The organism is Entomobacter blattae (assembly GCF_014672835.1).
GTDB classification, from domain to species: Bacteria; Pseudomonadota; Alphaproteobacteria; order Acetobacterales; family Acetobacteraceae; genus Entomobacter; species Entomobacter blattae.
The window spans coordinates 809770-835820 of record NZ_CP060244.1 but is presented as its reverse complement, the minus strand read 5'-3'; the positions used below and the strand labels follow the sequence as shown (position 1 = coordinate 835820).

The window sequence follows — 26051 nt, the reverse complement described above, 5'->3', positions numbered from 1 at the left end:
TTCTTTATCCAGAATTCTGGCCTAATTTCTGCCCTAAAGTCAGATGAGAATTCAGAAGGAGCCTATTCCTGGCGGCATATAGCTTGGCCTTAAGCCTGCCTGACTGTTTCCTCCCACAGGCCTTCATAGCCTTCATAATCCAGCCCAATATCTAAAGCGCTAACAGAGTGCGTGAGCCAACCGATAGAAAGGATATCTACCCCTGTTTGAGCAATCTCAGGAGCACTCAAGGGCGTAATCCCCCCCGAGGCCTCGGCAATGGCCCTTCCATTTATGATATGAACTGCCTGACGGAGCTGGGAGCTAGGCATGTTATCAAGCAAAAAGGCATCTACCCCTCCGCAGGCTAGTCCTTCCTCCAACTGCTCAAGAGTATCCACCTCCAATTCAACTTTTACCAGATGCCCAATCCGGCTACGGATGGATTCGAGAACCTGAGCAATGCCGCCGGCCACAGCAATATGGTTATCCTTGATAAGAACAGCATCATCCAACCCAAATCTATGGCTAAACCCACCCCCAGCCCGAACGGCATATTTTTGAATAGCCCGAAAACCTGGTAATGTTTTCCGTGTACAGCATATTTTGGCTTTGGTTCCCTTTACCGATTGGACTACCCCCCAAGTCGCTGTGGCAATCCCACTCAGATGGGAGAGAAAATTAAGCGCAACACGTTCAGCCATAAGGATAGAACGAGCATTGCCTTCAACGACTGCCAAGGTCTCCCCCGCCTTAACAACATTTCCATCAAAAACCACTTCTGTAAAACGCACATCCCGATCAATAAGAGCAAAAGCCATGCGGGCCAGGGAAAGGCCTGCGATACACCCAGCACTCCGGGCTACAAAACGCGTGCGTGTGCGTAACCCTGGGCGAATCACAGTGGTGGTGGTAATGTCCCCCGCTCGGCCAAGATCTTCCTGTAACCCAGCCCGTACAAGGGATTCCACCATAATATCGGGTAATGATTCACAATGCCTTTCCACGATCCTCATCCTTTTCCATATAGGCCATACTCCCCTCCAAAATCCGACATTTCTATGTCAATAAATTTTTTAAATTCAACAAACTTTTTAAGCCGGTTGTTCATCAAAAATAGCTGTTCATCCAAAATAAAGGGGTATTTTTAATAGGCTTTTTCATTGACCTTTATCTTTAAAAAGAAGCATTCAAAACCATTATAGCGCGTTACTGCCATTCTGGCTTCTCTCTTCAAAGATCTTCCGTTTTATCCAGCTATTATCCTACTATTCTGGCCCTACCTTATTCCTTTTCCAGTGATCCCTTTATGGCCTCTGCTCCAACGCCAACCAAAGTCTCTATTTCTGGCCAGACCTTATCCAACCGATAGGACTGAGCCGGCAACATCGATGGAAGAAACGCCGCATCCGCACGGAAATGCGCGCCACAATTTTGCTTGCGCTGTAAGGCAGAATAGATGATAAGGCAACCTATCAAGGCCTGTTTACTGTGACGGGCCAGAGGTGCTAATGCTCTTAAAGCAGCCTTTAATCCTTCTTCATGGCGGATAATCCCGCCATAACGGCTCATAATCGCTCTAACCTCTTCACCTTTCTCAGCTTGTCGGTTTGCCTTTCCAAAGCTCGTCTCCTTCAAGGCATGGGGAAGAGAAAAACTGCCTTGCCAGCTCCCCTCACACCGTAACGGCTGTTCCTTCAAAACACTGCCTGACCTTTTTGATTGATCCACCCCTTTTCTCTGACTTTTCGCAAGATCAGGGGTAGAATCAGAAGATAGTTTTGGGCCTTGGAGTAACGGGGGTGGTAACTGCTGAGCCTTCAAGGCAAAAACAACATCCTGAGCAGCCCTACGCCCCATAATAACGGCTTCTAACAAAGAGTTACTGGCCAGACGGTTAGCCCCATGCAACCCCGTTACTGCGCATTCTCCCACTGCCCATAGCCCCTTAAGGCTTGTACGAGCGTTAAGATCTGTTTGAATGCCCCCCATTGTGTAATGCGCTGCAGGCACAATGGGAATAAGCTGCTGCTCTGCATGAAGGCCAGCCTTAAGGCAAGTCGCCGTTATCATCGGGAATAGGCTTTTTACCGATCCTTTCTTGAGTTTTCTTGCATCCATATAAACCTTATGGCCCTTTTGATGGTGGGCCCATACCGCACGGCTGACCTGATCCCGTGGGGCGAGCTCATCCGTAAAACGATGGCCTGTTTCATCCACCAGCAAACCACCTGCCCCCCGAACCGCTTCACTAATCAATGGAAGCCGTCCATCTGGAAAAGCGCTTTTTTGGTCTGCTGTTAAGGAAAGAGCAGACAGATCCAGTGCCGTTGGATGAAACTGAATAAATTCCATATTGGAAAAAACAGCCCCTGCTAAAATGGCACAAGCCATAACCTGGCCATCAATTGAGGACGGATTGGTCGTATGATGATACAAAGCCCCTGCCCCTCCGCCTGCCAGAATAACAGTAGACGTAAAGATTGGCCTGCCTTTTATCCCATCATCCACCATAACACCTTTTATCGTCCCGCCCTCTTCAATAAGGGCGTTAAGTCGCATAGAAGGTAAAAGCCTGATATGAGATGACTGCCTAACCCTCTCCAACAAAACCTGCATGAGTGACGCCCCCGTACCATCGCCCTGGATATGCAAGATGCGCGCAGCAGAATGCGCTGCTTCGAGATGCAGATCATACTCACCATTCGGTTTTTTACTGAAAGCCACCCCTTGTTGTTCCAAAAAGGCAATGGCCGAGGCCCCTTCGGCAAGAATGCTTCTAACGGCAGCTTCCTCCCCCAAACCCGCACCGGCTTTAAGGGTATCCTGCACATGGCTTTCGACCGTATCGGCACTAGAAACAACAGCGGCTATCCCCCCTTGAGCCAAAACACTGGAAGAAGCATACAAAGGCCTGTTCCCCATCACCAAAAGGCAGGGGCAGTCTAAGGACAAAGCTGCTACGACCCCGGCAAGGCCAGCACCAATAATAACCGGGAGATTCTGGAGATTCTGCGGAAAATCCTCAGAATATTCGTCTGCAGGCTGCTGACAAAACTCATCAGAACATTCTTCTGAAAACTTTTCTGAAAAATGTCCTGATGAGTTTTCTGGCACCGCTCCTGAAACTCCTGTAGGGCCATTTTTTTGAAAACTTTCCAGAATCCCTTCCTCTCCCACCTTCTCTTCATCATGGAAGAAAGCTATGGTTTCAGCAGGCTTTTTATCTCCCAAATTTTCTTGCAAGGCTGGCCACTCACCTTTAGGCGCCACCCCCACCCTTAAAAGGCTTTTTTGTTGCGCCCTCATACCTGCCTCTCATTTAATCCTTCTTCTTATGCCGCCTTGCTAGCCCCCTCACGCCGTAACGGCTATTCTTTCAAAGCAAAGTCAAACCGCGCCAATTAAGACCAGCTCAAAATCCCACTTTTACCAAGAGAGGAATTTGCCAAAAGTGGAAGCTGAAATCTCAACCACAAGCGCCCCCCTTAAAGAGATTTTACTGAAAAGAGGTTTACTGAACAGCGAGCATACGCTCCACTGCCTGGCGCGCCCTTGGAGCATATTGTGCAGGAATAGTTACTTCATGCGTCATTGATTGAAGGGCCTTCTTAAGGCCGGATAAAGTAATACGCTTCATATGCGGGCATAAATTACAAGGGCGCACAAACTCTATAGTGGGGTATTGCGCTGCGAGATTATCACTCATGGAGCATTCGGTTAACAACAGAATCTGCTGAGCCTGGCTGTGAGCAATATATTCCCCCATTCTGGCCGTAGAGCCAGAAAAATCAACCTCTGCTACCACTTCGGGGGGGCATTCGGGGTGGGCAAGCACCTCAACGCCAGGATTAGCCAAACGGTAATGACGTACCTCGTGGGCACTAAACTGCTCATGCACCTCGCAATGACCAGGCCAGGTGAGCATTTCAATCCCTGTTTCTTTCTGGATATTTTGCGCCAGATATTCATCTGGGATCATAATAACCCGCTCAACGCCAAGGCTTTCCACGATTTTTTTGGCATTACCCGACGTACAACAAATATCGCTTTCAGCCTTTACGGCTGCTGAAGTGTTGACATACGTAACCACGGGAACCCCAGGGTACTGGGCTTTAAGTGTGCGGACATCTTCAGCCGTAATCGATTCTGCTAACGAGCAGCCTGCGGCCATATCAGGAATAAGGACCTTTTTATGAGGGTTTAACAATTTTGCCGTTTCCGCCATGAAATGCACTCCGGCCATAATAATGACATCGGCTTCTACATTCTGGGCATCCCTGGCAAGTTGTAGACTATCGCCACGAATATCAGAAACACAGTGAAAAATTTCAGGAGTCTGATAATTATGGGCTAAAATAATGGCATTATGAGCTTTTTTTAACGCCAAGATCTCTTCAATATCCTGAGCAAAGCCTTGCCACTCCATAGGAGGAATAACGCGTTTAACTTTTTCGTACAACGCATCAAGGCGTGGGTCTGCAACGGCGATATTCATATTTATCTCCTTTATGCTCATTTTGAGCATAAATACGTTGGAAGAAATAATTATATTATAAAGTAAAGAAAGACTCTCTAGAGTCAAGAAGACCAAGAGGATTTTTTCATCACACTTTCTTGGGGTCTCTTATTCATAAGTTAAGATCTTGAGAGAGAGGCCACCCAAAGCAACCTTGGGGCAAAGACTGACTTTAGAGTGTGTGGTAAAAACTTGGAGTTGATTTTCCTCTCCCCCCATAATGCCTGTAGACGCGGAAACATCGTTGGCAATGATCCAATCACATTTCTTCTTTTTGAGTTTCTGCAAGGCATTGTCTTCGATATTCTCAGTTTCCGCTGCAAATCCTATAACCAGTTTTGGGCGATACTGAGAATGTTGAGCAATCTCCGCCAGAATATCGGGGTTTTGAATAAGCGTGAGCTGTAAGGGGCCTTGGTGCTGAGATTTTTTCATCTTCTGATCAGGCACAAATTGTACACGCCAATCCGAGACAGCCGCTGCCATAATGGCAATGTCAACTGGTAAAACCTCCATGCAGGCTTCGTGCATTTCTAATGCCGTCTCAACATCAATAACCTCCACTAGCCCCCTCCTTTCAAGAGACTCTTTTTAGAGCAAGAGGGAAAATCCTAACCTGTATCTTCCATATAAAATTGCGCGAGAAGGTTTTTAGCCACCTCCAATCGATACCAACTGCTGGCCCGCACATCACTCAATGGTTTGGAATCCTTATGCAAGGCTTGCTGTGCTGCTAGTCTTGATCCAAAAGAGATTTTCAAAGGTGAGACGTTATGGTTTGCTTTGATCAGGGTTTTCTTTTTTCCGTATGACACAGTATGAATAATCATTATATGAACAGTATGAACGATCATTAAAAGAGAAAAAGCCTGAAAAGAAGCCTTTCCAGACCCGCTTGCTCCCCACTCAAAAAAGCAACGCTCTACTCCCCATAACAAACCATTTTAGACACTATATCTGCGCATACGGCCCCATAGAAAACCCCACACACCCAAACGAGTGGCATGCTACTGCACGAAGGGATGTGATAACCAAACAGATTGGCATGTTTGATATGCCATTATCCTGGTCCCCACCCCAGCCCTATAAACGACTTTTAAGAATAGGAAGCTTGGTACCAGAAACCTGGCGCAGATCTACAACCTCTCTCTTAAAACGAAAAAGCTTAGCTGGGCGCCCTTTACTTTTTTGTACACTTTCACCCGTTTCTTCCACCAGAGATTGCTGGGTAAGGAGCCTACGAAAATTCTGCTTATGGATTTTACGCCCCGCTACTTTCTCAACCACATTTTGTAAATCCAAAAGAGTAAACACCTTTGGCATCAATTCAAAAACAACTGGACGATAGCGTATTTTAACCCGCAAGCGCGCAATGCCCGTTGCCAAAATCCGTCGATGATCAAAATCCATAGCCAAGCCTGGCACCAGCGTTTCGCCATCGCGTTTAAAACACGATTCCTCAATAAGACCAGCTTCATACAAAAGTTCGTAGCGTTGAAGAACAAGCTCATCATCCCACAACAGCCCATACTGGCCCATGGTCAGGCAATAACGCTGATAAAGGGCAGAATCATTGGCATGATAAGTGTTTAACCATAATTCCAATTTTTCACACACCAAGCGCAAGATCTCTTGGCCCATTTTGGTGGTTTGGTCCTCCCATGGAAAAAAAGCATACCAGCTCTGCCAGCCTTTCTCACTTTTCCTGATACGGGTCAGCGCAAGGTAAGACACCATAATGAGGCTTGTTCTCTCTGCTGATTTGCTCTGTTGGAGTTCGCTCAACTGGGCTTTGTTTTGGCCCACCTCCCCTGCGCTCTCAAGATAAGAAGCAAGGATAGAAGAAGAGCCAGCAAGATTGCCAACACCGCTGCCATGCTGATGAGTATCATGATCGTTGCCATGACTATTGCAATGATGACTATAATGATCGCTGGGGCTATAAAATGTATAAAGCTGCTCAATATGGCCCAATTTATGGCCTGTTTGACGCTCTACCCATTGCCGCATACCGGCTTGCAAGGAATAGAGCTGTTCTTCCAAGGGGCCAGAAGGCAGTAGCCGGCTCCCCTGTAAAGTCAGCACAAGTGGCGTTTCTTCTGAAACGGCCAGCAAAACAGCAACCAAACTGACGCTGACCTCTCCCATTATTTCTCCATTCTTTTAAAGACTTACTTATTATTTTACCCCCTTTGTTTTATCGCTTTACAGATTTTGCAGCCACTATAAATTTGCCTCTTCCATTCGATTTGTTAAAGCTCTTCCTGTTAAGAAGAACTTCTATAAAAAATCTCTCTTGTGATGCTCTCATCTCATGCCATTGAAGAAGGAATGACTTTTTTTAGAATAAAAGAATTTTTAAGAATGGTTTCCTTCAAAAAATATACTGCTAAAACAGCATCAGAAAAATCAACGCCCGTTCTGAAACACCTGTTCTAAAAGGGATAAAAACTGGAAGGAGTAAAAAAGCAGGGGAGATTTGTTCCTAACCTGCAGGCTTTCATGGAACCCGTTCGGGACTGGCTCACCCGAACCGATTAAAGAATACGATACCCTCTTTGGCCTTTTCTCCCAGACCTCTTTCACCCCAACCGAGCAAAAAATGTTTGTATGAGTGCCAATTTCAAGAATAATTACCCCTATTGCGCGGCCGGCCATACAGCACTTTCTAAACATAAGGGCGTTGCAGCAGACGTTCTCACAACCCTCATAATCCAGCTCTCAGAGAAGGTACCCCCATTGCTGACAAAAAGCTTGAAGCTCTTTATTATTTTGCCGACCTAATGGTTAAAAATCGGGGTTGGAAGTTATTATTGCTTCACATGGTGGATGTTTGACCATGAACTTCATAGCGGCCATAGTATTCCCCTACTGGAAGACAGGATATCGCCAGGGTTAACCTCTGCCCCTATATAGACAATGCCGGCCTCATCCAGATTACGAAGAGCCTCTTCGCCAACATTGGGAACATCCCGGGTGATTTCTTCTTGCCCCAACTTGGTATCACGAGCCATCACTTCAAATTCCTCAATGTGAATCGAAGTGAAAACATCATCACGAGCAATCCGCTCTGAAATCAAGATAGACTCTTCGAAGTTATAGCCATTCCAGGGCATAAAAGCCACAAGGACATTCCGCCCCAAGGCTAACTCACCAAGAGTAGACTTTCTAGATATAGCCTTGTGGGCAGCACCCCTCAAGGCTTGCATAGTAAGCCTGACGTAGTAAGCTTGGCATAATAAAGCTGGCATAATCATGCCAAAGCCCATCTCTTGATAAATTCTTATTAGAAATTATACAAAATATGCCCTGTTCCCTCGCTTTCCAGAAGCTTGAACATCCCAAGCCCGTAGAAAGCCAGCCCCCCACGAAGTATAAATAAACCGACGAGGTGAAAGCTGACGCAACGATAATAAAGCTGGCGTAATGATAATAAAATAAAAGCCAAAAATTATAATTTAAAAGAAGAATGGTTTAAAAAAGAATGGTGCGCCCTGCTGGATTCGAACCAGCGACCCACAGCTTAGAAGGCTGTTGCTCTATCCAACTGAGCTAAGGGCGCATACTTAACCGGCCAAATGAGTTAATGTGTCCAGTTCTGAACCCTGCTCGGGCGAAAATTATCGGCGTACGATTTAGGAACGTAAATTTTCTTTGAAGGTTGCTCTACCCGGTAGGCTATCCCATTTTTTTGGGCAAACTGTTCGGCTTCTTCCTGCGTTGCAAAAATAACCTTCACTTGAGAGAGAGGATCCTTGCTACCTGTCCACCCCATCAGGAAATCCTGCTTGTGGGGAGCGGTCTGTCCATATTCAAGCACCCACTTCCCTTCCTTGGCATGGCCAGACTGGGTTGCAACTTTGGACTGCTGATAAATACGAGCTTTCATACAGAGTAATCCTTAATCTGGTCGGGGCGCCCGGACTCGAACCGGGGGCCTCCTGTACCCAAAACAGGCGCGCTACCAGGCTGCGCCACGCCCCGAACCGTTCGGCAAACTAAAGTTATAATAAAAAAATGGCAAGAGCCTTATTGAAAAAAAATACAAAAAAGCGTTTTTTTATTTTTTATGATAAAATATTTTCTATCATAAAATACGAAAGTGCCCTAGTAAAAAATCCCCAAAACCCCGTTCCTTAAACTGGTTCTCTCGATGAGCGAGGAATTCATCAAACAATACAATGAAAGCTTTCTTCTATAAGGCTTCTATAAGGGCACTCTCTTAACCTTTACCTTCCTATTCCGTCTCTAGAACCTTAGCAAGGCTCCTCCTATCCTTGTTTCTTTCTGGCTAAAGGGGGCACGAATAAGGGGGCCGTATCCCATGGGAAAAGGATCCAGGTTTCTTGCGTAACCTCCACGACAAAGGAATCTGTAAGAGGCTTGCCCAAGGGCTTAGCGTAAAGGCAGGCAAAATAAGATTTGGGCAAGATCTGTCGAATCTCCCTTGCCGTAACGCCAGAATCCACCAGATCATCAATCACTAAAAACCCCTCTCCATCACCAGCAGCTGTGGGGGATTTGATAATTTTGGGGGTGCTGGCCTTTTCATCATCATAAGTGATAACAGAAACCGTCTCCACCAGCCTGCAGTCCAGCTCACGGGCAATAATTGCCGCGGGAATGAGCCCACCACGCGTTACAGCAACAATGCCCTTAAATGGCCCCTGCTCCACAAGAGATTCTGCCAAAAGCCGGGCATCCCTATGCAACTGGTCCCATGTCACGGTTGCGTATGTTACAGCCATATTTTACCTGCCTCTTTTCTATTCCAACCCATAAACCCGAAAATGCCTTAACCTGCCATGACAGGCCCAGAGCAATCCGAAAAATTCTTCCCAAAAATTCTTCTATGATAAATTTTTCAAAATTGACAATTTTTATATATTAAATTTCTACACTTTATTAAATTTCTACGCTTTAAATGCAACTGCCTACTTGTGCAGTCATGGTGTAGTAGCGCCCTTTTTCCCAGAAAGGCAAGAACCCAAACACTCGCATCAACTCAAAGCGCTTAATTGTTACCCATGGTCAGTAAGGAGCCTATCTCTCACCTCGATTTTTCTTATGATTGGTTCCTTTGCCAATCATCAGCCTGCGTTATAATGTCGGGCCTTCTTTTTTTGCCATCTTCCCTTTATTCTCTATATTATTAGATTCTTTTATTATGAGGTTTATTCTTCTCCTATAGTTTCGTTTTCCATAAAACGAGGCAATACTTATGGACAAACCGTCATAACAAAATCAAAATACTCTTATAGTTTAACGCTAAAAATTTTTACAATGGCTTAGTCAGGTCGTATATGGCACTTTACACTTTAGGCAAAACCCCTCTGGAAAATATTTTCCAGTTCCAGGTTAACGGTAGCCCCATTCAAACGCTCTATACCTCTTTGACAGCCCAACTTAGGCAGCTCCAGCAAAAAGGCAATACCCTCTTGCTGGCGGAACCTGTTATCACACCTGCTTCCTCCACCGGGGCAGCCAGCATTGCCTGGTATTACGAAGGCTCTGCCCAACCCATCGCTTTTACAAGCCTTACCCCCTCTGAACAGGAGACCCTTAAAACCCAGCTGACCCAAAACCTGGCTTTATTGTTTCCCCCTGAAAAAGACCCCGATCCACTCCTACTTCAAGCGTTCAGCATTCTCTCTCTTGAAAAAATCTTTGTTGCAGATGGGTTCATCATCCTTACCCAGTGGGGGCTTTCTCCACTTTCTTTTCCTGCTCAAACACCGATACCTTTCAAAGATTCTCCCTTAGGTCAGCTCATTACTGCTGTTCCTCCCTCCCCACAACCTGAGCCTGCGGCCCCATCCCCTAAAGCCCCTCCCTATCCCACTCCTCCCCCTTTTCTCCCAACGCCTGCTACGCCGTGGACATCGTGGGCAAGATGGCTACTACGCCCAGTGACTTACGGGTTAATCATCTGCACGTTTTTTGCCATTGGCTTTTTCCTTGGCCAACGCCTGATATGGGCTGAGCACCCAACCCAGATTGCCCATATCCCCACACCGCAAGCTAGGGCCCTTGCCCTAAATGACCCCGCCCAGCAAAAAAAGAACGCCCAGCTCGCCCAAGAGGTACAAAGCCTTCAGGAGCAGCTTAAACACCCCACCTGTGACCTAACCCAAAACCGGGTTGCCCCTGGGCTTAACCATCTCCTCCCGACGAAAGCCGCCCCGAACCAGAAGGACGGCCAACCTTTCGCAGGAAGCTTGGCCCGTCTCCTCAGCCAAAGCACGGTGCTCGTCCTTGCCTTGAGCGATAAAGGCATTTCCTTGGGTTCCGGTTTTTTTGTAACCCCCGATACGATTGTAACCAACCGCCATGTTATCGCCCTGGAACATATTAAACTCCTGGCTGTGACCAATAAACAAATCGGTCGTTTAATCCCAGCCAGTATTGAAAACACACCAATGGAAAATATAGACTTGGCTGTTTTAAAGGTCACAGGAATTCCCCCCCAGCAACCCCTAGCCCTTACCCGTGCAGCCAACCCACTTGATGATGTGGTTGCCGCTGGCTACCCCGGCATGCTCATGCGCAATGATGGAAACTTTGAAAAACTCTTAAAAGGAGATATCGAATCCATTCCCGGGATTATCCTCACCAAAGGGCAAATTAACGCTATCCAGACAGATCGCTCGGGCCTGCCTATTCTGCCCCACAGCGCTACGGTTTCTAAAGGCAATTCCGGAGGGCCCTTGGTGGATATGTGTGGCCGAGTTGTTGGCATTAATACCTTTGTAACCTCAGAAAAAGAAACATCCTCCCACGGCAATTACGCCTTAAAGTCCGATATCCTTATAACCGCCTTACAAAATTCTGGCATTCCCATTACCGTTAAGGAGGGAGCCTGCACGCTAGAAACCCCTACGAGTCCCTCTCTACCCCCTGCTTCTCCACCATCGGCTGCTCCCGCCCCCACACCTTCTGCAGAAAACAAGACAGGTACGCCACCAACCGTAGGTGAGCTACCTAAAAACCCTCCTGATCATAACACTGGTGCTCCTGCTCAGCCGGCACCAAACGCTCAGCCCCAGCCCAACCCAGGTACAACGCCGGAGACAAAACCGCAATGAGCCGTACCACCCTCGTTCAAACCACAACCTTTAGCCAATATTCTCCCCTTGGATGGTCTGGCCAATTACTGGTTGAAAACTGGCCTACCCTCTATGAGCTATTGCTTCACCGAATGGGGGCAGAATATGCCAACCTCCTGCTAGAGCCTGTCATTGACCGCAAGAGAGGGGTCATTGACTGGTACATTCCTCCCCAAGCTGCCCTTTCTCCACTCCAACAGACCGACTCTATTAGTCTTCAAAGGCGGGCGCATGTCATGCTGGAGCGTATTAAATCTTTTGCTATTTCTTTGAGGGATTCTCCCCAGTTAGCAGATCATACCAAAGCAGAAATGTTGCTGATGGCCCTGAACTACCCAGACTATACCTGCCTTGTTCACACAGAAGTAGGCATTGGCATCGTCGGATGGGGGCATGAACCGACAGGCAAAGGAATTCTCCCCGAAGCCCTCTCCATGCGTGGACAGGAGATCCCATCCCAAACCATAACCATCCTGCCATCGCCATCCCCTTCATCACCCCCTAAAAGCACCTCTCTATGGTGGATCTTCCTACCGAGCCTCATAGCCTTGGCCCTGTTGGTGGCCCTCCCCTGGAAAGAGGGCTGGCTCGGGATTGAAAATTTCTGCCGTTATTACTGGGTCTGGCCCGTTATCGCCCTTCTCCTCATAGGGCTTGCCCTGCTCGCCCTTCAGCTGATACGCAGAAAAAAACCTGCACCATCCCTCTCTTCGCCCACACCATAACCCTGCACCCTTTTGCCTAAAACGCTCCCACGATTGACCCAAAACCAGAATTTGCCCACAAACACCCTTATCCTCAACCCCTCACTCTCCCGCTTCTAAAGGTTATTGTTTATGGTATTGACCCTTCTGCGTGTTGAACGTGCCCATGGCCCCATACAGGTGGACTCCACGGTCGCAGCAGGCCTCTCCTTACCCACGCTTTACCCTTTACTGGCCCAGGAAATCTCAGAAGCCTGTAGCTCCGAGCACGCCCATATTCTCGCCACCCCTTCAGAAACACAAACCCATCTCCTCTGGACCACACAGGGCCAGGTGGCCATACCCTTCTCCCAACTGGCAGAACCCCAGCAACAGCAGCTCATCAAGGCCGCTGCCACTATTCTGGCCGATATCGAAACCTTCGCCCGTAAAAACCCTCACAGTACCACCGCACAAAACTGGCCAGCCATTGCCTGTTTCCCCAGTCTCACAAGCCTGTTCGCAGTCGATGGTAGGCCCGTTATCACCCAATGGGCCATGCAAGCCCCCAGCGCAAAAATACCCTCAGCCCCTTTAACCCCCTTTATGCCACAACAACCCAACCCACGCCCCAACCTACGCTCCAGCCTCACAAGCCTCCTTCCCCCATTCCCCCTGGCCACAGCCCTCATAAGCCTCGCTGCCGGCCTGATCACAGCCCTCCTCTGGCAGACAATCCATACCCCCTTGAAACTTTGCTATGCCCAATGGCCCCAGGCTACAACCCTCCAAAACGCCCAAAAACATCAACAAGAATTCAACACTCTCAACGCACAAAAACAAAACCTCCTCAAACAAATCCAAGCCCATAAACAACAATGCGCTCTCCCAACATGGAAACCAGATAGCCTGCAACCCCCACCCCAGCAGCCTACCCCCCTTGAAGACCTTAAAGCGGAGCCCCTGCCAGAGCTTAACCCTCCAACCCAACCCAATAAGCTTCAGGTTCCGACAGCAAAACCGAAACCTGAGCCAAAACCCGAACCCAAGGTTGAGCCCCAACAACCGCCTCAGGAAAAACCCAAGCCCCACGTACCCTTACCTAAAGAAGCCTGGGATAAACATGACAAAACCATGCTCAAAGGCTGTTGGCAACTTTCAACCCGCCTGTTCTACGGCAAGCGTTTTCTCTTATGGGATAATACCGAACCCGTCACCAACTGGACCATGTGCTACGACCAGAACGGAAATGGCTATCAAAGCCTTCAGCTGGCCAATGGCAATAGCTGCCGCAGCGCATTGAGCGCCAATTTTGCTGGCAATACCCTTAGAATGCATGCTCCTACAGCCTGCTCGGGCAGCTTTAACTTCCAACCAGGCCCAAATGTTTGTACCCGCGTTAGCGATCAGGAAGCATCTTGTGTTTACACCAACCCAGACGGCAGCACTGCCCATGGTATATTCAGACGTCGGTAATAACCTATTCAAAACCCCGTATGCCACAACAACCCAACCCACGCCCCAACCTACGCTCCAGCCTCACAAGCCTCCTTCCCCCATTCCCCCTGGCCACAGCCCTCATAAGCCTCGCTGCCGGCCTGATCACAGCCCTCCTCTGGCAGACAATCCATACCCCCTTGAAACTTTGCTATGCCCAATGGCCCCAGGCTACAACCCTCCAAAACGCCCAAAAACATCAACAAGAATTCAACACTCTCAACGCACAAAAACAAAACCTCCTCAAACAAATCCAAGCCCATAAACAACAATGCGCTCTCCCAACATGGAAACCAGATAGCCTGCAAAAGCCCTTAAATCCCCTTAAAAAAGAGACTGAAAATGCGCTCCCACCCCCAGACTTCTCCCCCCTGCCTGAGCTAAGACCTTTGCAGGGCACAATTCCGCCAAAAATAACCACTAAAAGAGAAAGCGTACCAACTCCACCCCCCGCAAAACAATCCCAAGCAACCTCCTTGCCGCCTTCTCATTCAAAACCATTGGGCGATTTACCGGAAGAAACCTGGAACAAACATGATCCATCCATGCTCAAAGGCTGTTGGCAACTTTCAACCCATATGAACATTCTTGAAATTGATGGCGATTTTCGCAAGACCTATCCTATTACCCAATGGACATTATGTTTTGATGCCAGCGGCAACGGCAGGCAAACCCTAACCATGTCTGATGGACGGCAATGCCGAGGGGGCCTTCATGTTCATTTTAATGGTCAAGCTATGATGATAGAGGAATCCTCCCCCTGTGAAGGAGATTTCCCTCTGCTTCATGGCCGTAATGCCTGCGTGCGCCTCAATAACCAAGCCGCTCGTTGCACTTATATCGACTCCCGCAACGAACGCCCACAAGGGATCTTCCGAAGACGATAAGAACACGCTACTATACCTCTATATTTCACTATACCCCTATACTTACCTTAACTTGCCACTCTCTTTAACTTTTTTGAATCCGAGCCCTATATTATGGCCATTATTTTTTCTGAAACTTTAAACTGAGCTATTTTTTCTTCTCTCTCATTTTCTGACCCGATTTAAAATAAGAGGCCCCGATATGCCACGCACCATAACCCTGATCCCAGAAAGCGGAATCCAGTTCTGGCCAGTGGAGCTTGATATGGATACAGCTCGAAAACAGCATTGCTGGTTTTGGGAAAAAAAAGATGGCACCTATGACGATGGCACTCCCCGCTATACACTGCATACCCTAGAAGAAGATGAGGACACTGGGGTCTTGCGCGACACCATAAGCAGCTTTGCCCCCCCAGAAGAGGAAATCTACGAACTGGGCTTAAAACAGGTGCTGACGGTGTGGGAAGATCAATGGCTCCCCCTACCTTTCTTTGCCATTGATGGCCAAACAGACAATGGCGCCACCAAACTACGCCGTGGCCCAGCCAATTGGGTGAGAGGCAAGCTGGTCAGGCTTTCAGACCATAAGCTGATCTGCGTTATTGCGGTTGATACCTCGCTCCAGCAAGAGGTTTTGGACAAAGATGTTCCCTATAATGCACCCACCCCAGAAGACAGCCAAAGGCAGGACCAATTCACCTTTACCGCTACCGCCCAGGAAACCAGTTGGTTCCTCAATGAAGGATGGGTAGGAGAATGGCTTGAGCAACTCCTTTTGGAAAACCGTGGAAAAAATACCGCCAAAACACCCCTTTCTGAAACGCCTCATTACTGCGAGCATTATGCCCTTTACCTCACCTTTTTAACTCTTTTAAGCCAGGGCAAAGAGCTTCCCATTATTCACCTTCTGGATGGTGGGCAAGGAAAAATCGCCCAAAAAAGCGTAGATGTAGACCTGGTGCTTGACCTGGGCAACTCCCGCAGCTGTGGCATTCTCATTGAAGAACACCCAGGTCAGGGGGTAGATTTTTCCAATAGCTACCCTCTTGTGATCCGCGATCTTTCTCGCCCCTGGATTGAGTATGACAAGCCTTTTCCCAGCCGGGTTGAGTTTTCACGCCCATTTTTTGGCAATGTCCTCTTCTCCCGCCGTTCGGGGCGAAAAAAGGCTTTTGTCTGGCCCAGTCCGGTAAGAATAGGGTTTGAAGCCACCATATTGGCAGGAACGCGGATCGGTAATGAAGGGTTGACCGGGCTTTCCTCGCCCAAACGCTATTTATGGGATACACGGGAATCCCTTCAGGACTGGCGTTTTAACAATGGTACAGATTTTAACACCATTATAGACCCCCCCGTGAATGGCCCGTTCATGGCGATGATGACCCCCTCTGGTCGCTTGTTAACACAAGCAGAACTTGCCACCGGGCAAGGGTTTATGACCCAGCCTACCTTTTCACGTAGCACCTTGTTTACATTTCTTCTTCTGGAGATCTTGCTACAAGTCCACCTTCAGATTAATGCCCCTCAAAACAGGGAGCAGCGCAGGGATAAAACCCGAAAACGCAGGCTGCGCACCGTTATGCTGACCATGCCGCCGGGTATGCCTGTTGCTGAACAAAAGCTCTTACGCGAGCGTGCCCAGGCAGCCATTGACCTATGCTGGCAACTGGAAGGCTATGCCAACACTGAAAAACCACGCCTGCGCACAGAGCTTGATGAAGCCACCGCCACACAAATTGTATGGCTTCATAACGAAATTACCGAACGTTTGGGTGGTAATGTTGATGAAATGTTTCGTCTGCAAGGCCGTATCACCCCCACGATAAGGCCTCAACCCACTCCCCCTCAGGCCAGGCCATCGCAGGCTCCCCTTTCAGAGCAAGCCACCACTCTAGAGCCCTCTCCGCAGGGGGCATCTTCTTTGGATTCTTCTGATCAGGGCCACTCGACCTCTTCCCCGTCTGTCTCTCCACTGCCTGCCTCTCCACCGATCACAGAAAAAGCAGAGCAGGCCGTTCCTTCCTCTGCCTACAGCCTCCGTGTGGCCAGTATCGATATTGGGGGCGGGACAACCGATTTAATGATTACCACCTATACCCTCCCCTCGGGAGAGGCTATTCACCCCCATCAGGAATTCCGCGAAAGTTTTAAAACCGCAGGCGATGATATTATGGAGCATCTCATCACCCATATTGTCTTGCCTGAAATCAGCCAAACCCTTAAGAAATGCGGGGTCGAGGACCCTAACGCCTTGCTAAACCGCGTTCTCGGCCAGGATTGGGGAGGACAATCCGAACAGGAACGCCATCTGCGCCGGCTCTTCGTCTCCACCATCTTAGAGCCAACCGCCCTTGCCCTTCTTTCCGACTATGAACAGCTCACAGATCGAAAAACAGAGCACCTCCCCCCTTTCACTCTCCAAGACATTATAAATACCAACCAGGAAAGTACCAAACGGGCCCTTTCCTTCATGCAAAGCCATGCTCAGGCTGCCGGGGCGGAAGGGTTTGATATCCGCCATATCACAATTAGCACGTCGGTTCGCCAAGTTGAGGCCTCCATCACCCATATTCTTGGCCCCGTCATTGCTGATCTCTGCGAGGTGGTCTGGACCTATGATTGTGATGTGCTCCTGATTTCCGGCAGGCCATCACGCTTACGCCGGGTGGCTGATATGATCATGACGGCCATGCCAGTGCCCCCCCACCGTATTATCAGCATGTATCACTACCGGGTTGGCCCCCATTATGCCTTTCGTGATGCCCGAAACCGTATTGATGACCCTAAAACCACGGCAGCCGTAGGAGCCTCACTATGTTTACAGGCAGAAGGGCGATTACAGAATTTCGTACTACGAACCCGTGCCCTTCGCATGCGTTCTACCGCACGCTTTATTGGTCGGCTGGATAAAAACGGCCAACTGAGGGAGCGTAATGTGTGGCTTAAAAATGTTGACCTTGATGCTCCACCCCAATCTCCTCCCCCTTCAGACCCGACCATCCCCCAAGCCTCTCCCCAGCAAATCTCTCCTGCAGCAGAGGGTTTTCCCCTTCATCCCACTGTAAGCCTGTCTTCTGCCAGCTGGGGTGAAACCAGCTTTGTGGTGCCAGATTTTGAAAATATGACACGTATTGGCTACCGGCAGCTTGATATTGAACGTTGGCCAGCCCAACCTCTTTATACGCTGGAATTTGGCAATTTTCCTGGGTTTGAACACATTGCTCTTCCCCTTTCTATTAAAATTACCCGCCGTGATATAGACCCCGAGCGTGAAGAAGAACGTAAAGACTATTCCGATCGGGAACAGTTCCAGGTCACCGAAGTGCTAGACCGGCATGGCGAACATCTGCATTTACGTATTGTACGCCTGCGCTTGCAAACCCTGGCCGAGTCAGATGGCTACTGGCGGGATACTGGCCGTTTTACCCTGGCTTAGGAGCCTATTCATGACACATCCTGAATTTCCTTCCTTTTTCCAAAAAGCAGAGACATTCGCCCACTCTGCCGCTAAGGCCATAGAATGGCTGGAGCAAAACCCCAAAGCTGCCAAAGGCAATATTGCCACCCCGCAAGCAGCCTTACGCCGTTACCGACGAATGGCCAGAAAAATTTCTCATTCTGCCCAGCACCCTCCTTCTGTAGCCGTTTTTGGGGCTTCCCAGGCGGGGAAATCCTATCTGGTCACAGGGTTAGCCAGCCCAAACGGTAAAACCCTTACAGCCCATTACCCAGAAAGGAATCTGGACTTCTTAACAGAAATGAACCCCCCGGGTGGCAATGAATCCACTGCCCTAGTGACCCGTTTTACCACCAAGGCTGCCAGCAGCCCTAACCCTTCTGCCAGCGTCCCTCTCCGCTTGTTAAGCTTTGGCGATATAACCAAAATCCTTATGAATGCCTATTTGGAGGATTTCAGTAAAACCAAGCCTTCACCAACCAACACCCCTGTTGAAGCCCTCTTTCAATCCCCTGTGACGGGGGCTCCTGTTGCAGGCATTACCGGGCGCATTGGCCCCCTGCCTCAATCCCCTGTAGCAGGAAACCCTAGCCAGGGTCTTTTCAACCTGGATGACATTGAAGACCTCCATGACCTCGTGCTGTCTACCTATGCGGGAAATCCCCATTTGCTTTGGACGAATGAAACCTACTGGACACTTCTGAAACAGCATCTTCCCACCCTCTCCCTTGCTGAAAGCGTACGGGTTCTCTCCCCCCTTTGGGGCCAACTATCCCCTTTAACAACGCTTGCACACCAACTTTTCGAGGCCCGGCTTTCGCTGGGTAAAAGTGAACAAGTGTTTTGTTCTGTGGCAGCCCTAACCCCCAGAGAAAAAAGCATTTTGCATGTAGAGACCCTGCACCAACTTGGTCAAACAGACAATCTTGAGAAAACAGACACTCTTGACCTACTCGACGTGATCACCACAGAGGGGAAAAAGGTTGCTCTTCACCGCCCTATCCTTGCAGCACTGGGCAGTGAAATTACTGTTCCCCTCTCCGAAAAACCCTGGCCCTTTCTTGAGGAAGCAGACCTACTGGACTTTCCAGGCGCTCGCTCGCGCGAAAACATATATGATATCGAGGCCTTTTTTGCCCAACCCACAAATTTGGGCCGCCTGTTCCTGCGTGGAAAAATTGCCTATCTCTTTAGCATGTATCAAAGTGCACGCGAAATTAACGCCATGATCCTTTGCGTCAGTGACTCCGTGCAAAATGTGACCTCCATTCCCGCCATGGTCGATGACTGGGTCAATAATATGGCTGGTGCCACCCCGCAAGCCAGGACAGATAAAACCGATGCGCTGTTTGTCGTGTTGACGAAATTTGATCGCGAATTTGAAGAAAAAAAGGGAGAGGCCAGCACCTCGGCTAACCGATGGACAGCCCGCCTACACGCCAGCCTGGTCGATTTTTTTAAAGCTAGTCCCTGGCTCAAAGAGTGGAAACCCCAGCAGCCCTTTAACAACACCTTCTGGCTGCGGAGCACAGCCGTAGCTTTTCCTGCGGTATTTTCCTATGAAACGACAGTTGATGGCCCCAGAGAAAACGGCTTTACCCCTCATGGCAGCAAGCTTGTAGCAGAACGCCATGAGGCTTACCTTGCCAATACTGCGGTTAAAACCTACATTCGCCATCCCGAGCGCGCCTGGGATGAAGTGCTTAAGGCCAATGATGGCGGAATTTCCTATCTGGCAGAACAGCTTGCCCAAAGTGCGCTTTTGGCAACAAAAGAAAAACAGCTCGCCAGTATGCTCCACACCCTATCCACAGATATGACCCGTTACCTTCACCAATATTACCGTAGCGAAAACCTTGCTGAGGCTATCCAAAAGGCCCGCCTAGAAGCCCAAAACGTGGCCCGCGCCTTAATGAGCAGCGTGACCGCCCAAATGCTGCCCCCCTTTCTTCGCCGTTTACAAATCACCCATGAGCAGCTGATGGAACTCTGGCAGCTCCTGGAAAGCAACCCGACTGACTATACAACCCCAATAGGGCGGATGAACGATGTGCGTGAAATATTTTCTGACATGTTCCCCAATGCTGCCCCACCCCACCCCGACCTTCAGGAGGAGGAAAAGAGCATTGAGCCGGATAATGCTCAAACCCAACCTTTTCACCCCTCTGACCGGCATGACCAATTTGCCGACATGGTCGTCACCAAATGGAATACCCTCATAGACAGTTTTGCCCAGGAAGAAGGTCTTGAAGCCATTTACCATGTGCCTTCGTCTCAGGTCAGCACCCTGACCACAGAACTAGGAACGCTGGCTAACAGGCTTGATCTGCGACAGACCCTGGCCAACTCTTTTCGTAAACAAGCCAGTTACCAAAACAGCCTTAACCTTTCGGGGGAAATTCAAGCCCTGATCGCTGAAATCGAAATTGGCAATTTTATAACATGGCTAGGCTATCATACTATTCCCCTGGCTGAACGCCCCCATTCTTTGGGCAAAACCCCTCAGCCCATTTTTCTTCCTCGGCCCCCTGTCACGGGCCTCCCCTCCCTTCAGGAAACCCCAACCCCCTATAATGAGCAATATATCAGGGACTGGATTTCTGCCCTGGTTGAACGTTTTGCCGAAAATGCCGGTGCTGTTGGTATGAATGGTGTTGACCCTGCCGCCAATACCGCCTTAAAACAGATTATTGATGCCATAGGAAACTGTGCCCAATGAATGCAGCACTTACAATTGTCCCTGAAGGCCCAGGGATTGCACGGCTTACCATACCCAACGCTGCAGGCCAGGCTAGCCAGCCTCTGACCGTGGTGTTTCCCACCAGCCCAGGTACACCTGCTTGTATCCCTGTAGATATCCATCCTGCACCCAATGGCCGCGACCTGATTCTGCTTTTGGATGCCGATGCCATTAGCCTCACGATAGAAGCGGGGAATCCCTACCAATTACGCATCCCAGAGCTGGATCTTACTACCACGCTCATATGGCCAGAAATCCCTTCACGGCGAAGCTCTGCGCGCACTGTTATCAACACAGACTCCCCCAAAACCTCTCCCCTTCCTGTTGCAGATCCTCTCCCAGACAACCCCTTCACACCCCCCAAAGATCCACTTCCTGAAGAGCCCTTAGCTGCTGCATCAGAGCAGCCTGCCTCTTCCCCTGAGCCTCCTTCAAAGCCATTGGAGCCTACCACACGCCACCAACTTTCTTCCTCCCCCACCCGTTCCTGGTTAGGGGTTGGCTTTCTTGTCGCTTTTATCCTGCTTATCGCCGGAGGGGGCCTGTATTTTTTCCTCTCAGAAGATGAAGAGGCCCCCCCCCCTTCCACTGCCCAACTGACGCCCCCTGTTGCCAAGCCTGTTGCCAAGCCTGCGGCCACCTCCTCCGCTCCCCCACCCGTTACGCTCGACAAACTCTCGGTGAAAGAGGTTATTGCCCGTGCGCCCAATGCCAGTAGTATTGGCCAAGAAGGGATAAGACGCCTGAAGGGTACGCAAAAAGACGATGGACTCCTTCTACTGGAAACTGCCGCCAACAAAGGCGATTCGGTTGCCATGCTGGAACTGGCAAAATTGTACGACCCAGTAGGCTTCAAACCGGGCGGACCGATCCCTGCCCCTGACTTTAGGGAATCGGCACGCTATTATCGTGATGCAGCGAAAGCAGGGGACAATCAGGCTATTCAGCTGCGTGCAAAGCTCCATGAATTCCTTGAACAGGAAGATAAAAAAGGCAATCTCAGTGCCCAGCTCGCTTTAAAGGATTTTTGGCCATGAGTTTTTCTGTCTTCATCTGGTTTTCTAGGACAGCCCTCACCCCTCTCTCCTCGGGGGGTAAGCCCCTATCACGCACCCTTGTTCTTCCAAACTTATCAAAATCAAAAAGGGCAGACAGGCCACGCCTGAACCTCTATATATCGGTTATGGCGACCTTTATCGCTGCAAGCCCTTTCACAGAGGCTACCAAAATATGGGCAGCTGAACCGGCCACTTCTGCCACCGCGCCTACAGCGCCTTTACTCATGCCAGGCAAGCATACCCTCTACCAACGCATTATCACCCGCCCAGGAGCAATCCTCTCCCCCCAGGCTTCTCCTACCCAAGCTACCCCCATTCCCGGTTTTAGTATTTTTTACGTCTATGACCGTCAAACAAGTCAGGATGGTAAAACCCGTTGGGTACAGGTGGGATCCTCTCCTCATGGTGAGAGAGTGGGCTGGATCCCTGCGGAAAAAACAATAGACTGGAAACATAGCCTTGTCGGGGCCTTTACCAACCCTGCTGGCCGCCAGCGAGTCCTTTTTCTTAAAACGGCTGAAGAGGAAAAAAAACTCATCCTCGACCCCCAGCCCGGTCAAAAAGCCGAAGCCCTTCTTAAAGGAGCACTGGCGAACACTCCTGGCCCTGTTATTGCCCTAGAACCTGAAACCTATATTGACATTACCCATAATTTCTACCTGCTACCCATACTGGATGCCCAACAGATTGAACGTGAAAATGGCCCATCCCTCAAGCTGCTTACAGTCATTTCTGCCCCAGCTGACCATACACCTGCCCCAGCTCCTGCCAAAATCTCCATTAAAGATTTCAAGGCAGGCCTTGTGTTTGTTATGGATACGACCATCAGCATGCAGCCTTATATTGAACATACAAGGCAGGCAGTAAAAGACATTGCCAACTCTATAAAAGGCACAGTTGTTAGCAACAATTTTCGTTTTGGGCTCGTCGCTTACCGCGATAGCCTGAAGGAAAACCCCAAGCTGGAATATGAAACCAAAACCTATGCCCTGCCAGATTTTTCCCAACCGATTGACTCTATCAACACCGCCATTGCCTCAGTGCATGATGCACCATCCTCATCCGCCTCTTTTGATGAAGATGCCTTAGCGGGCATAAAAAAAGCCTTAGATGACGTAAACTGGGCAAGTTTTGCCGGGCGCTATATTGTACTGGTTACGGATGCCGGCGCACGAGAGGCCGATGACCCACACAGCCTGACCAAAATGGATATTGAGGGCATAAGGCAGCTGGCACAGTCCAAGGGGGTGGCCCTTTTTGTTATTCACCTTCTTACCCCTGCGGGGCAAAAAAATGCCGATCATAGTAAGGCTGCGCGCCAATACCAGCAGCTTTCCAAATTTGGTACCGCAGGTTCCCTTTACTTCCCCGTTAAGGATGGATCCCCCCAGGAGTTTGACAAAATCGTTCAAACCCTTTCCACCTCGCTTCTCCAACAGGTTGCAGATACAACCGGGCAAAAGCTTGCGGGTCTGGCCCCCAAGACGACGACCCAGGAAGACCAAAAAAAGATTGATGTAGTCGCCCAGGCCATGAAGCTGGCCTATCTTGGTGATCTCCAGCACACATCTGCCCCAGATGTGATCCAAAGCTTTACCACTGATCGTGACCTAGCAGACCCAGCCAAACAAAGCATTCAGGTGCGTATTCTCCTCACGCGCAACCAGCTTTCTGATCTAGCTCAGGCCTTGCAAACAATCCTGACCACGGGGCTTGCCGGACGTACTGAACCCCAAACCTTCTTTACCCAATTGCGCTCTGCTTTTGCAGCTGCCGCCCGTGACCCCTCCCAGATTGCCCATGCTGAACGCATTGGTGACCTTTTGGGAGAATATCTGGATGGTCTGCCCTACAAACCCGACCTTATGACGATCTCCCAACAAGATTGGCTAGCGATGGGAGCTATTGCCCAGCGCACGGTGCTTAACCGGGTAGAATCTCGTCTTAGGCTTTACCAGGCCTATCAATCCCAACCCGACTTATGGGTTCAGCTTGGCGGCAGCCATGACCCGGGCGAGGCTGTCTATCCTGTTCCTCTTGAGGCCCTTCCCTAACCCTTTTCATTTTCCATCTGGTTTTCCCATGCCTGTTATCCTTCGTGCCACCCATCTTAGCCGGCATTTCTCTGCCAGCCACAGTACAACGGGCAATATTGCCATTATCCTTTCCCAGGTTACATTGAGTACTCAGTGTAAGGTAGCCCTATGTGGCCCTTCAGGATGTGGGAAAAGCACGGCGCTTGGGCTACTTTCTACCGCCTTATCCCCCACGGAGGTAGAAACCTTCCAGGTTGATGGGATTGACCTTATCCCCTTATGGAAAAACAACCAATTAGACAAGCTCGCGCAAATTCGGGCCTCTCTTTTTGGATTTGTTGCCCAAACCTCCTCTCTGATTCCTTTTTTAAGCGTGTATGAAAATATTATTATTTCCCAAAAAATCCTCCACCGTATCGATAAGAAATATATCACCCACCTTATGAAAAGCCTGGAGATAGAGCACTTGAAAGACCGCGCAGTTATCGAACTTTCCGTAGGGCAAAAGCAAAGGGTAGGCATAGCCCGCGCCCTTGCTAGCAAGCCCCGGATTATTCTGGCTGATGAGCCCACCTCGGCCCTCCACCCCACCCAGGCCGATACAGTGCTCCAAGTTCTCCTTCAAGAAAGCACCGCCAATCATGCTGCCCTCATCATGAGTACCCACAACCCGGAACGAGCCACCTATGCCGGGTTCTCCCTTTCTCATTGCCATCTGGATATGGTTTCCCAAACCACAAGGATTACCCTGTAGCGATGCCCCCTTCCCCCCATCATTCGCTTTCGTCTCGCTGGCACCCTCTTCTCTCTATCCAGCTCGCCCTTAGAGACCTTTGGTCTGATAAAGTCCTGACCCTTTGCTCGATCCTGGCTATTATGGCTGTAATCGCCCCCATGATTATTGTAGCTGGTCTACGGAGCGGTATAATCCACTCCATCCGTCATGCCCTCCTTGAAAACCCCCACAGCTTGGAAATTGTAAGCATTTCCAACGGAAGTTATACCCAAGAACAGCTGGCTCAACTTGCCGCACTTCAGGACGTTCGCTTCCTCATTCCCAAAACGCGCACCTTAGCTGCTAGCTTATTGGTGGAAAAACCCGGCCATAAGGGAGAGGGGCTTTATCTCACCTTGCAACCCACCGCCAAGGGGGATCCTCTCCTTGCTTTTACCGCTGCCCCTCACCAGGCTTTCCCCCCTCCTCACGCTTCTGAGCAATCTTCCGGGCAATCTTTTGGGCAATCTTTTGGGCAATCTTCTGGTCAAGCCCTTGATCCGTCCTCTGGTTCATCCTTCTCTTCTGATGTGATGATTTCCTCTTCTGCAGCAGCGTATTTGCATGTGGGGCAGGGTGATAAAATTACAGGCTATGTCAACCGTATCATGAATGGCCAAAAGGAAAATCACCCCGTAACACTGACAATACAACGGGTTGTTCCCCCCGAAGTCACTGTGCAAAAAACACTTTATGTGACCCTGCTTTTTGCCCTTGCCCTTGAAGCCTACCAAGATGGTCAGATTTCTTGGCCCAATAATCTCGAGCATTTTACCCCTCCCCCCCAGCCTGTTTATGCGGGGTTTAGGCTCTATGCGAAAAAGTTAAGCATGGTTCCCACACTTGATACGATGTTGCGCCAGAAAGGGTATGATATCCTCTCCCATGCCGACGAAGTTCAGGGCCTTATGAGTATGAGCCATAACCTTTCCCTTCTTTTCTTACTGGTGGCTTCCATTGGTGGGGTAGGCATACTGGTTTCCCTGGGAGCTGGGTTATGGGCCAATATTGAACGCAAACGCCATATTCTGGCATTGTTACGATTTTCTGGGTTATCAGGTATGGACCTTCTGATTTTTCCGCTTACCCAATCGTTGATTCTGGCTTGCCTTGGAGCTTTGGGAGGCAGTGCTGTCGCTGTAGGATCTGCTTTATGGATTAACCATATTTTCCCCAACCTGCTCCCCCATAACCAAAATCTTTGCCATATTGATACTCCCCTTATTGCTATAGCCTGCCTGCTGACCTTGTGCGGTGCTACCTGTGCAGCTTTCCTGGCTGGACGGCGCGCTGTGTATGTTAAACCCTGGGAAGAAGGTATCATTACACCGTAGG

General features: G+C 49.5%; 18 protein-coding genes, 2 tRNA genes and 1 pseudogene. 10 read left to right on the top strand and 11 right to left on the bottom strand.

Going from position 1 to position 26051, the window contains the following annotated elements; all coding sequences use genetic code 11:
* Window positions 1–89: 89 nt before the first annotated feature.
* The 11 genes and pseudogenes from nadC to gpt form a co-directional block, all read right to left on the bottom strand.
* Complete coding sequence (gene nadC / locus JGUZn3_RS03800) at window positions 90–953, bottom strand: carboxylating nicotinate-nucleotide diphosphorylase (RefSeq protein ID WP_238996930.1); 864 nt, start codon at window positions 951–953, stop codon at window positions 90–92.
* Between the two features lie 310 nt (window positions 954–1263).
* Window positions 1264–3288: an L-aspartate oxidase gene (locus tag JGUZn3_RS03795; RefSeq protein WP_203414387.1), complete on the bottom strand. Its 2025-nt coding sequence runs from the start codon at window positions 3286–3288 to the stop codon at window positions 1264–1266.
* A 205-nt stretch (window positions 3289–3493) separates the two neighbouring features.
* The gene (gene nadA / locus JGUZn3_RS03790) at window positions 3494–4477 is read right to left on the bottom strand and encodes a quinolinate synthase NadA (RefSeq protein ID WP_203414386.1); all 984 of its coding nucleotides are present in this window, start codon (window positions 4475–4477) and stop codon (window positions 3494–3496) included.
* 129 nt (window positions 4478–4606) lie between these two features.
* On the bottom strand, window positions 4607–5062 hold the full coding sequence (locus JGUZn3_RS03785) for a phosphopantothenoylcysteine decarboxylase domain-containing protein (RefSeq protein ID WP_203414385.1): 456 nt from the start codon (window positions 5060–5062) through the stop codon (window positions 4607–4609).
* 47 nt (window positions 5063–5109) lie between these two features.
* Entirely contained in the window at window positions 5110–5352 is a 243-nt protein-coding gene (locus JGUZn3_RS03780; RefSeq protein WP_203414384.1) for a hypothetical protein, read from the bottom strand.
* 229 nt (window positions 5353–5581) lie between these two features.
* A complete protein-coding gene (locus JGUZn3_RS03775; RefSeq protein ID WP_203414383.1) occupies window positions 5582–6646 on the bottom strand; it encodes an NUDIX hydrolase in 1065 nt (354 codons plus the stop codon).
* A gap of 731 nt (window positions 6647–7377) precedes the next feature.
* Window positions 7378–7659, bottom strand: a pseudogene (locus tag JGUZn3_RS03770) (hypothetical protein); the annotation flags it as partial.
* A 324-nt stretch (window positions 7660–7983) separates the two neighbouring features.
* Window positions 7984–8060: transfer RNA gene (locus JGUZn3_RS03765), tRNA-Arg, on the bottom strand.
* A 21-nt stretch (window positions 8061–8081) separates the two neighbouring features.
* Window positions 8082–8387 carry an ETC complex I subunit gene (locus tag JGUZn3_RS03760; protein WP_203414382.1) on the bottom strand — a complete coding sequence of 102 codons (306 nt, stop codon included), beginning with the start codon at window positions 8385–8387 and terminating at the stop codon, window positions 8082–8084.
* An 18-nt stretch (window positions 8388–8405) separates the two neighbouring features.
* Window positions 8406–8482: transfer RNA gene (locus JGUZn3_RS03755), tRNA-Pro, on the bottom strand.
* A gap of 287 nt (window positions 8483–8769) precedes the next feature.
* Window positions 8770–9246 carry a xanthine phosphoribosyltransferase gene (gene gpt / locus JGUZn3_RS03750; protein ID WP_203414381.1) on the bottom strand — a complete coding sequence of 159 codons (477 nt, stop codon included), beginning with the start codon at window positions 9244–9246 and terminating at the stop codon, window positions 8770–8772.
* Between the two features lie 555 nt (window positions 9247–9801).
* Between gpt and JGUZn3_RS03745 the strand changes: the two genes are divergently transcribed.
* From JGUZn3_RS03745 to JGUZn3_RS03700, 10 genes are all read left to right on the top strand, one after another.
* On the top strand, window positions 9802–11583 hold the full coding sequence (locus JGUZn3_RS03745) for a S1 family peptidase (RefSeq protein WP_203414380.1): 1782 nt from the start codon (window positions 9802–9804) through the stop codon (window positions 11581–11583).
* Window positions 11580–12329 carry a hypothetical protein gene (locus tag JGUZn3_RS03740; protein ID WP_203414379.1) on the top strand — a complete coding sequence of 250 codons (750 nt, stop codon included), beginning with the start codon at window positions 11580–11582 and terminating at the stop codon, window positions 12327–12329. The genes JGUZn3_RS03745 and JGUZn3_RS03740 overlap by 4 nt, the downstream gene beginning before the upstream one ends.
* 111 nt (window positions 12330–12440) lie before the next feature.
* Window positions 12441–13763, top strand: a complete 1323-nt coding sequence (locus JGUZn3_RS03735) for a hypothetical protein (RefSeq protein ID WP_203414378.1) — start codon at window positions 12441–12443, stop codon at window positions 13761–13763.
* Between the two features lie 20 nt (window positions 13764–13783).
* Complete coding sequence (locus JGUZn3_RS03730) at window positions 13784–14671, top strand: hypothetical protein (protein ID WP_203414377.1); 888 nt, start codon at window positions 13784–13786, stop codon at window positions 14669–14671.
* A 181-nt stretch (window positions 14672–14852) separates the two neighbouring features.
* Window positions 14853–18086 (top strand): virulence factor SrfB, encoded by a 3234-nt coding sequence (locus JGUZn3_RS03725; protein WP_203414376.1) that lies wholly within the window; start codon window positions 14853–14855, stop codon window positions 18084–18086.
* Between the two features lie 10 nt (window positions 18087–18096).
* Window positions 18097–20826 carry a virulence factor SrfC family protein gene (locus JGUZn3_RS03720; protein ID WP_203414375.1) on the top strand — a complete coding sequence of 910 codons (2730 nt, stop codon included), beginning with the start codon at window positions 18097–18099 and terminating at the stop codon, window positions 20824–20826.
* Window positions 20823–21884, top strand: coding sequence for an SEL1-like repeat protein (locus tag JGUZn3_RS03715; RefSeq protein WP_203414374.1), 1062 nt, complete (start codon window positions 20823–20825; stop codon window positions 21882–21884). Before JGUZn3_RS03720 ends, JGUZn3_RS03715 begins: the two co-directional genes overlap by 4 nt.
* Window positions 21881–23959: a vWA domain-containing protein gene (locus JGUZn3_RS03710; protein ID WP_203414373.1), complete on the top strand. Its 2079-nt coding sequence runs from the start codon at window positions 21881–21883 to the stop codon at window positions 23957–23959. Before JGUZn3_RS03715 ends, JGUZn3_RS03710 begins: the two co-directional genes overlap by 4 nt.
* A 28-nt stretch (window positions 23960–23987) precedes the next feature.
* On the top strand, window positions 23988–24695 hold the full coding sequence (locus JGUZn3_RS03705) for an ABC transporter ATP-binding protein (RefSeq protein WP_203414372.1): 708 nt from the start codon (window positions 23988–23990) through the stop codon (window positions 24693–24695).
* A gap of 2 nt (window positions 24696–24697) precedes the next feature.
* Window positions 24698–26050 (top strand): ABC transporter permease, encoded by a 1353-nt coding sequence (locus JGUZn3_RS03700; RefSeq protein WP_203414371.1) that lies wholly within the window; start codon window positions 24698–24700, stop codon window positions 26048–26050.
* Window position 26051 lies beyond the last annotated feature (1 nt).

Excerpts from the sequence above, each read along its gene's own strand:
- JGUZn3_RS03795 (WP_203414387.1), bottom strand. The coding sequence starts at position 3,288 with ATGAGGGCGCAACAAAAAAGCCTTTTAAGGGTGGGGGTGGCGCCTAAA.
- JGUZn3_RS03735 (WP_203414378.1), top strand. The coding sequence starts at position 12,441 with ATGGTATTGACCCTTCTGCGTGTTGAACGTGCCCATGGCCCCATACAG.
- JGUZn3_RS03700 (WP_203414371.1), top strand. The coding sequence starts at position 24,698 with ATGCCCCCTTCCCCCCATCATTCGCTTTCGTCTCGCTGGCACCCTCTT.
- JGUZn3_RS03710 (WP_203414373.1), top strand. The coding sequence starts at position 21,881 with ATGAGTTTTTCTGTCTTCATCTGGTTTTCTAGGACAGCCCTCACCCCT.
- JGUZn3_RS03780 (WP_203414384.1), bottom strand. The coding sequence starts at position 5,352 with ATGATCGTTCATACTGTTCATATAATGATTATTCATACTGTGTCATAC.
- JGUZn3_RS03725 (WP_203414376.1), top strand. The coding sequence starts at position 14,853 with ATGCCACGCACCATAACCCTGATCCCAGAAAGCGGAATCCAGTTCTGG.
- JGUZn3_RS03720 (WP_203414375.1), top strand. The coding sequence starts at position 18,097 with ATGACACATCCTGAATTTCCTTCCTTTTTCCAAAAAGCAGAGACATTC.
- JGUZn3_RS03760 (WP_203414382.1), bottom strand. The coding sequence starts at position 8,387 with ATGAAAGCTCGTATTTATCAGCAGTCCAAAGTTGCAACCCAGTCTGGC.
- nadC (WP_238996930.1), bottom strand. The coding sequence starts at position 953 with ATGGTGGAATCCCTTGTACGGGCTGGGTTACAGGAAGATCTTGGCCGA.
- JGUZn3_RS03715 (WP_203414374.1), top strand. The coding sequence starts at position 20,823 with ATGAATGCAGCACTTACAATTGTCCCTGAAGGCCCAGGGATTGCACGG.
- nadA (WP_203414386.1), bottom strand. The coding sequence starts at position 4,477 with ATGAATATCGCCGTTGCAGACCCACGCCTTGATGCGTTGTACGAAAAA.
- JGUZn3_RS03740 (WP_203414379.1), top strand. The coding sequence starts at position 11,580 with ATGAGCCGTACCACCCTCGTTCAAACCACAACCTTTAGCCAATATTCT.
- JGUZn3_RS03730 (WP_203414377.1), top strand. The coding sequence starts at position 13,784 with ATGCCACAACAACCCAACCCACGCCCCAACCTACGCTCCAGCCTCACA.
- JGUZn3_RS03775 (WP_203414383.1), bottom strand. The coding sequence starts at position 6,646 with ATGGGAGAGGTCAGCGTCAGTTTGGTTGCTGTTTTGCTGGCCGTTTCA.
- gpt (WP_203414381.1), bottom strand. The coding sequence starts at position 9,246 with ATGGCTGTAACATACGCAACCGTGACATGGGACCAGTTGCATAGGGAT.
- JGUZn3_RS03745 (WP_203414380.1), top strand. The coding sequence starts at position 9,802 with ATGGCACTTTACACTTTAGGCAAAACCCCTCTGGAAAATATTTTCCAG.
- JGUZn3_RS03705 (WP_203414372.1), top strand. The coding sequence starts at position 23,988 with ATGCCTGTTATCCTTCGTGCCACCCATCTTAGCCGGCATTTCTCTGCC.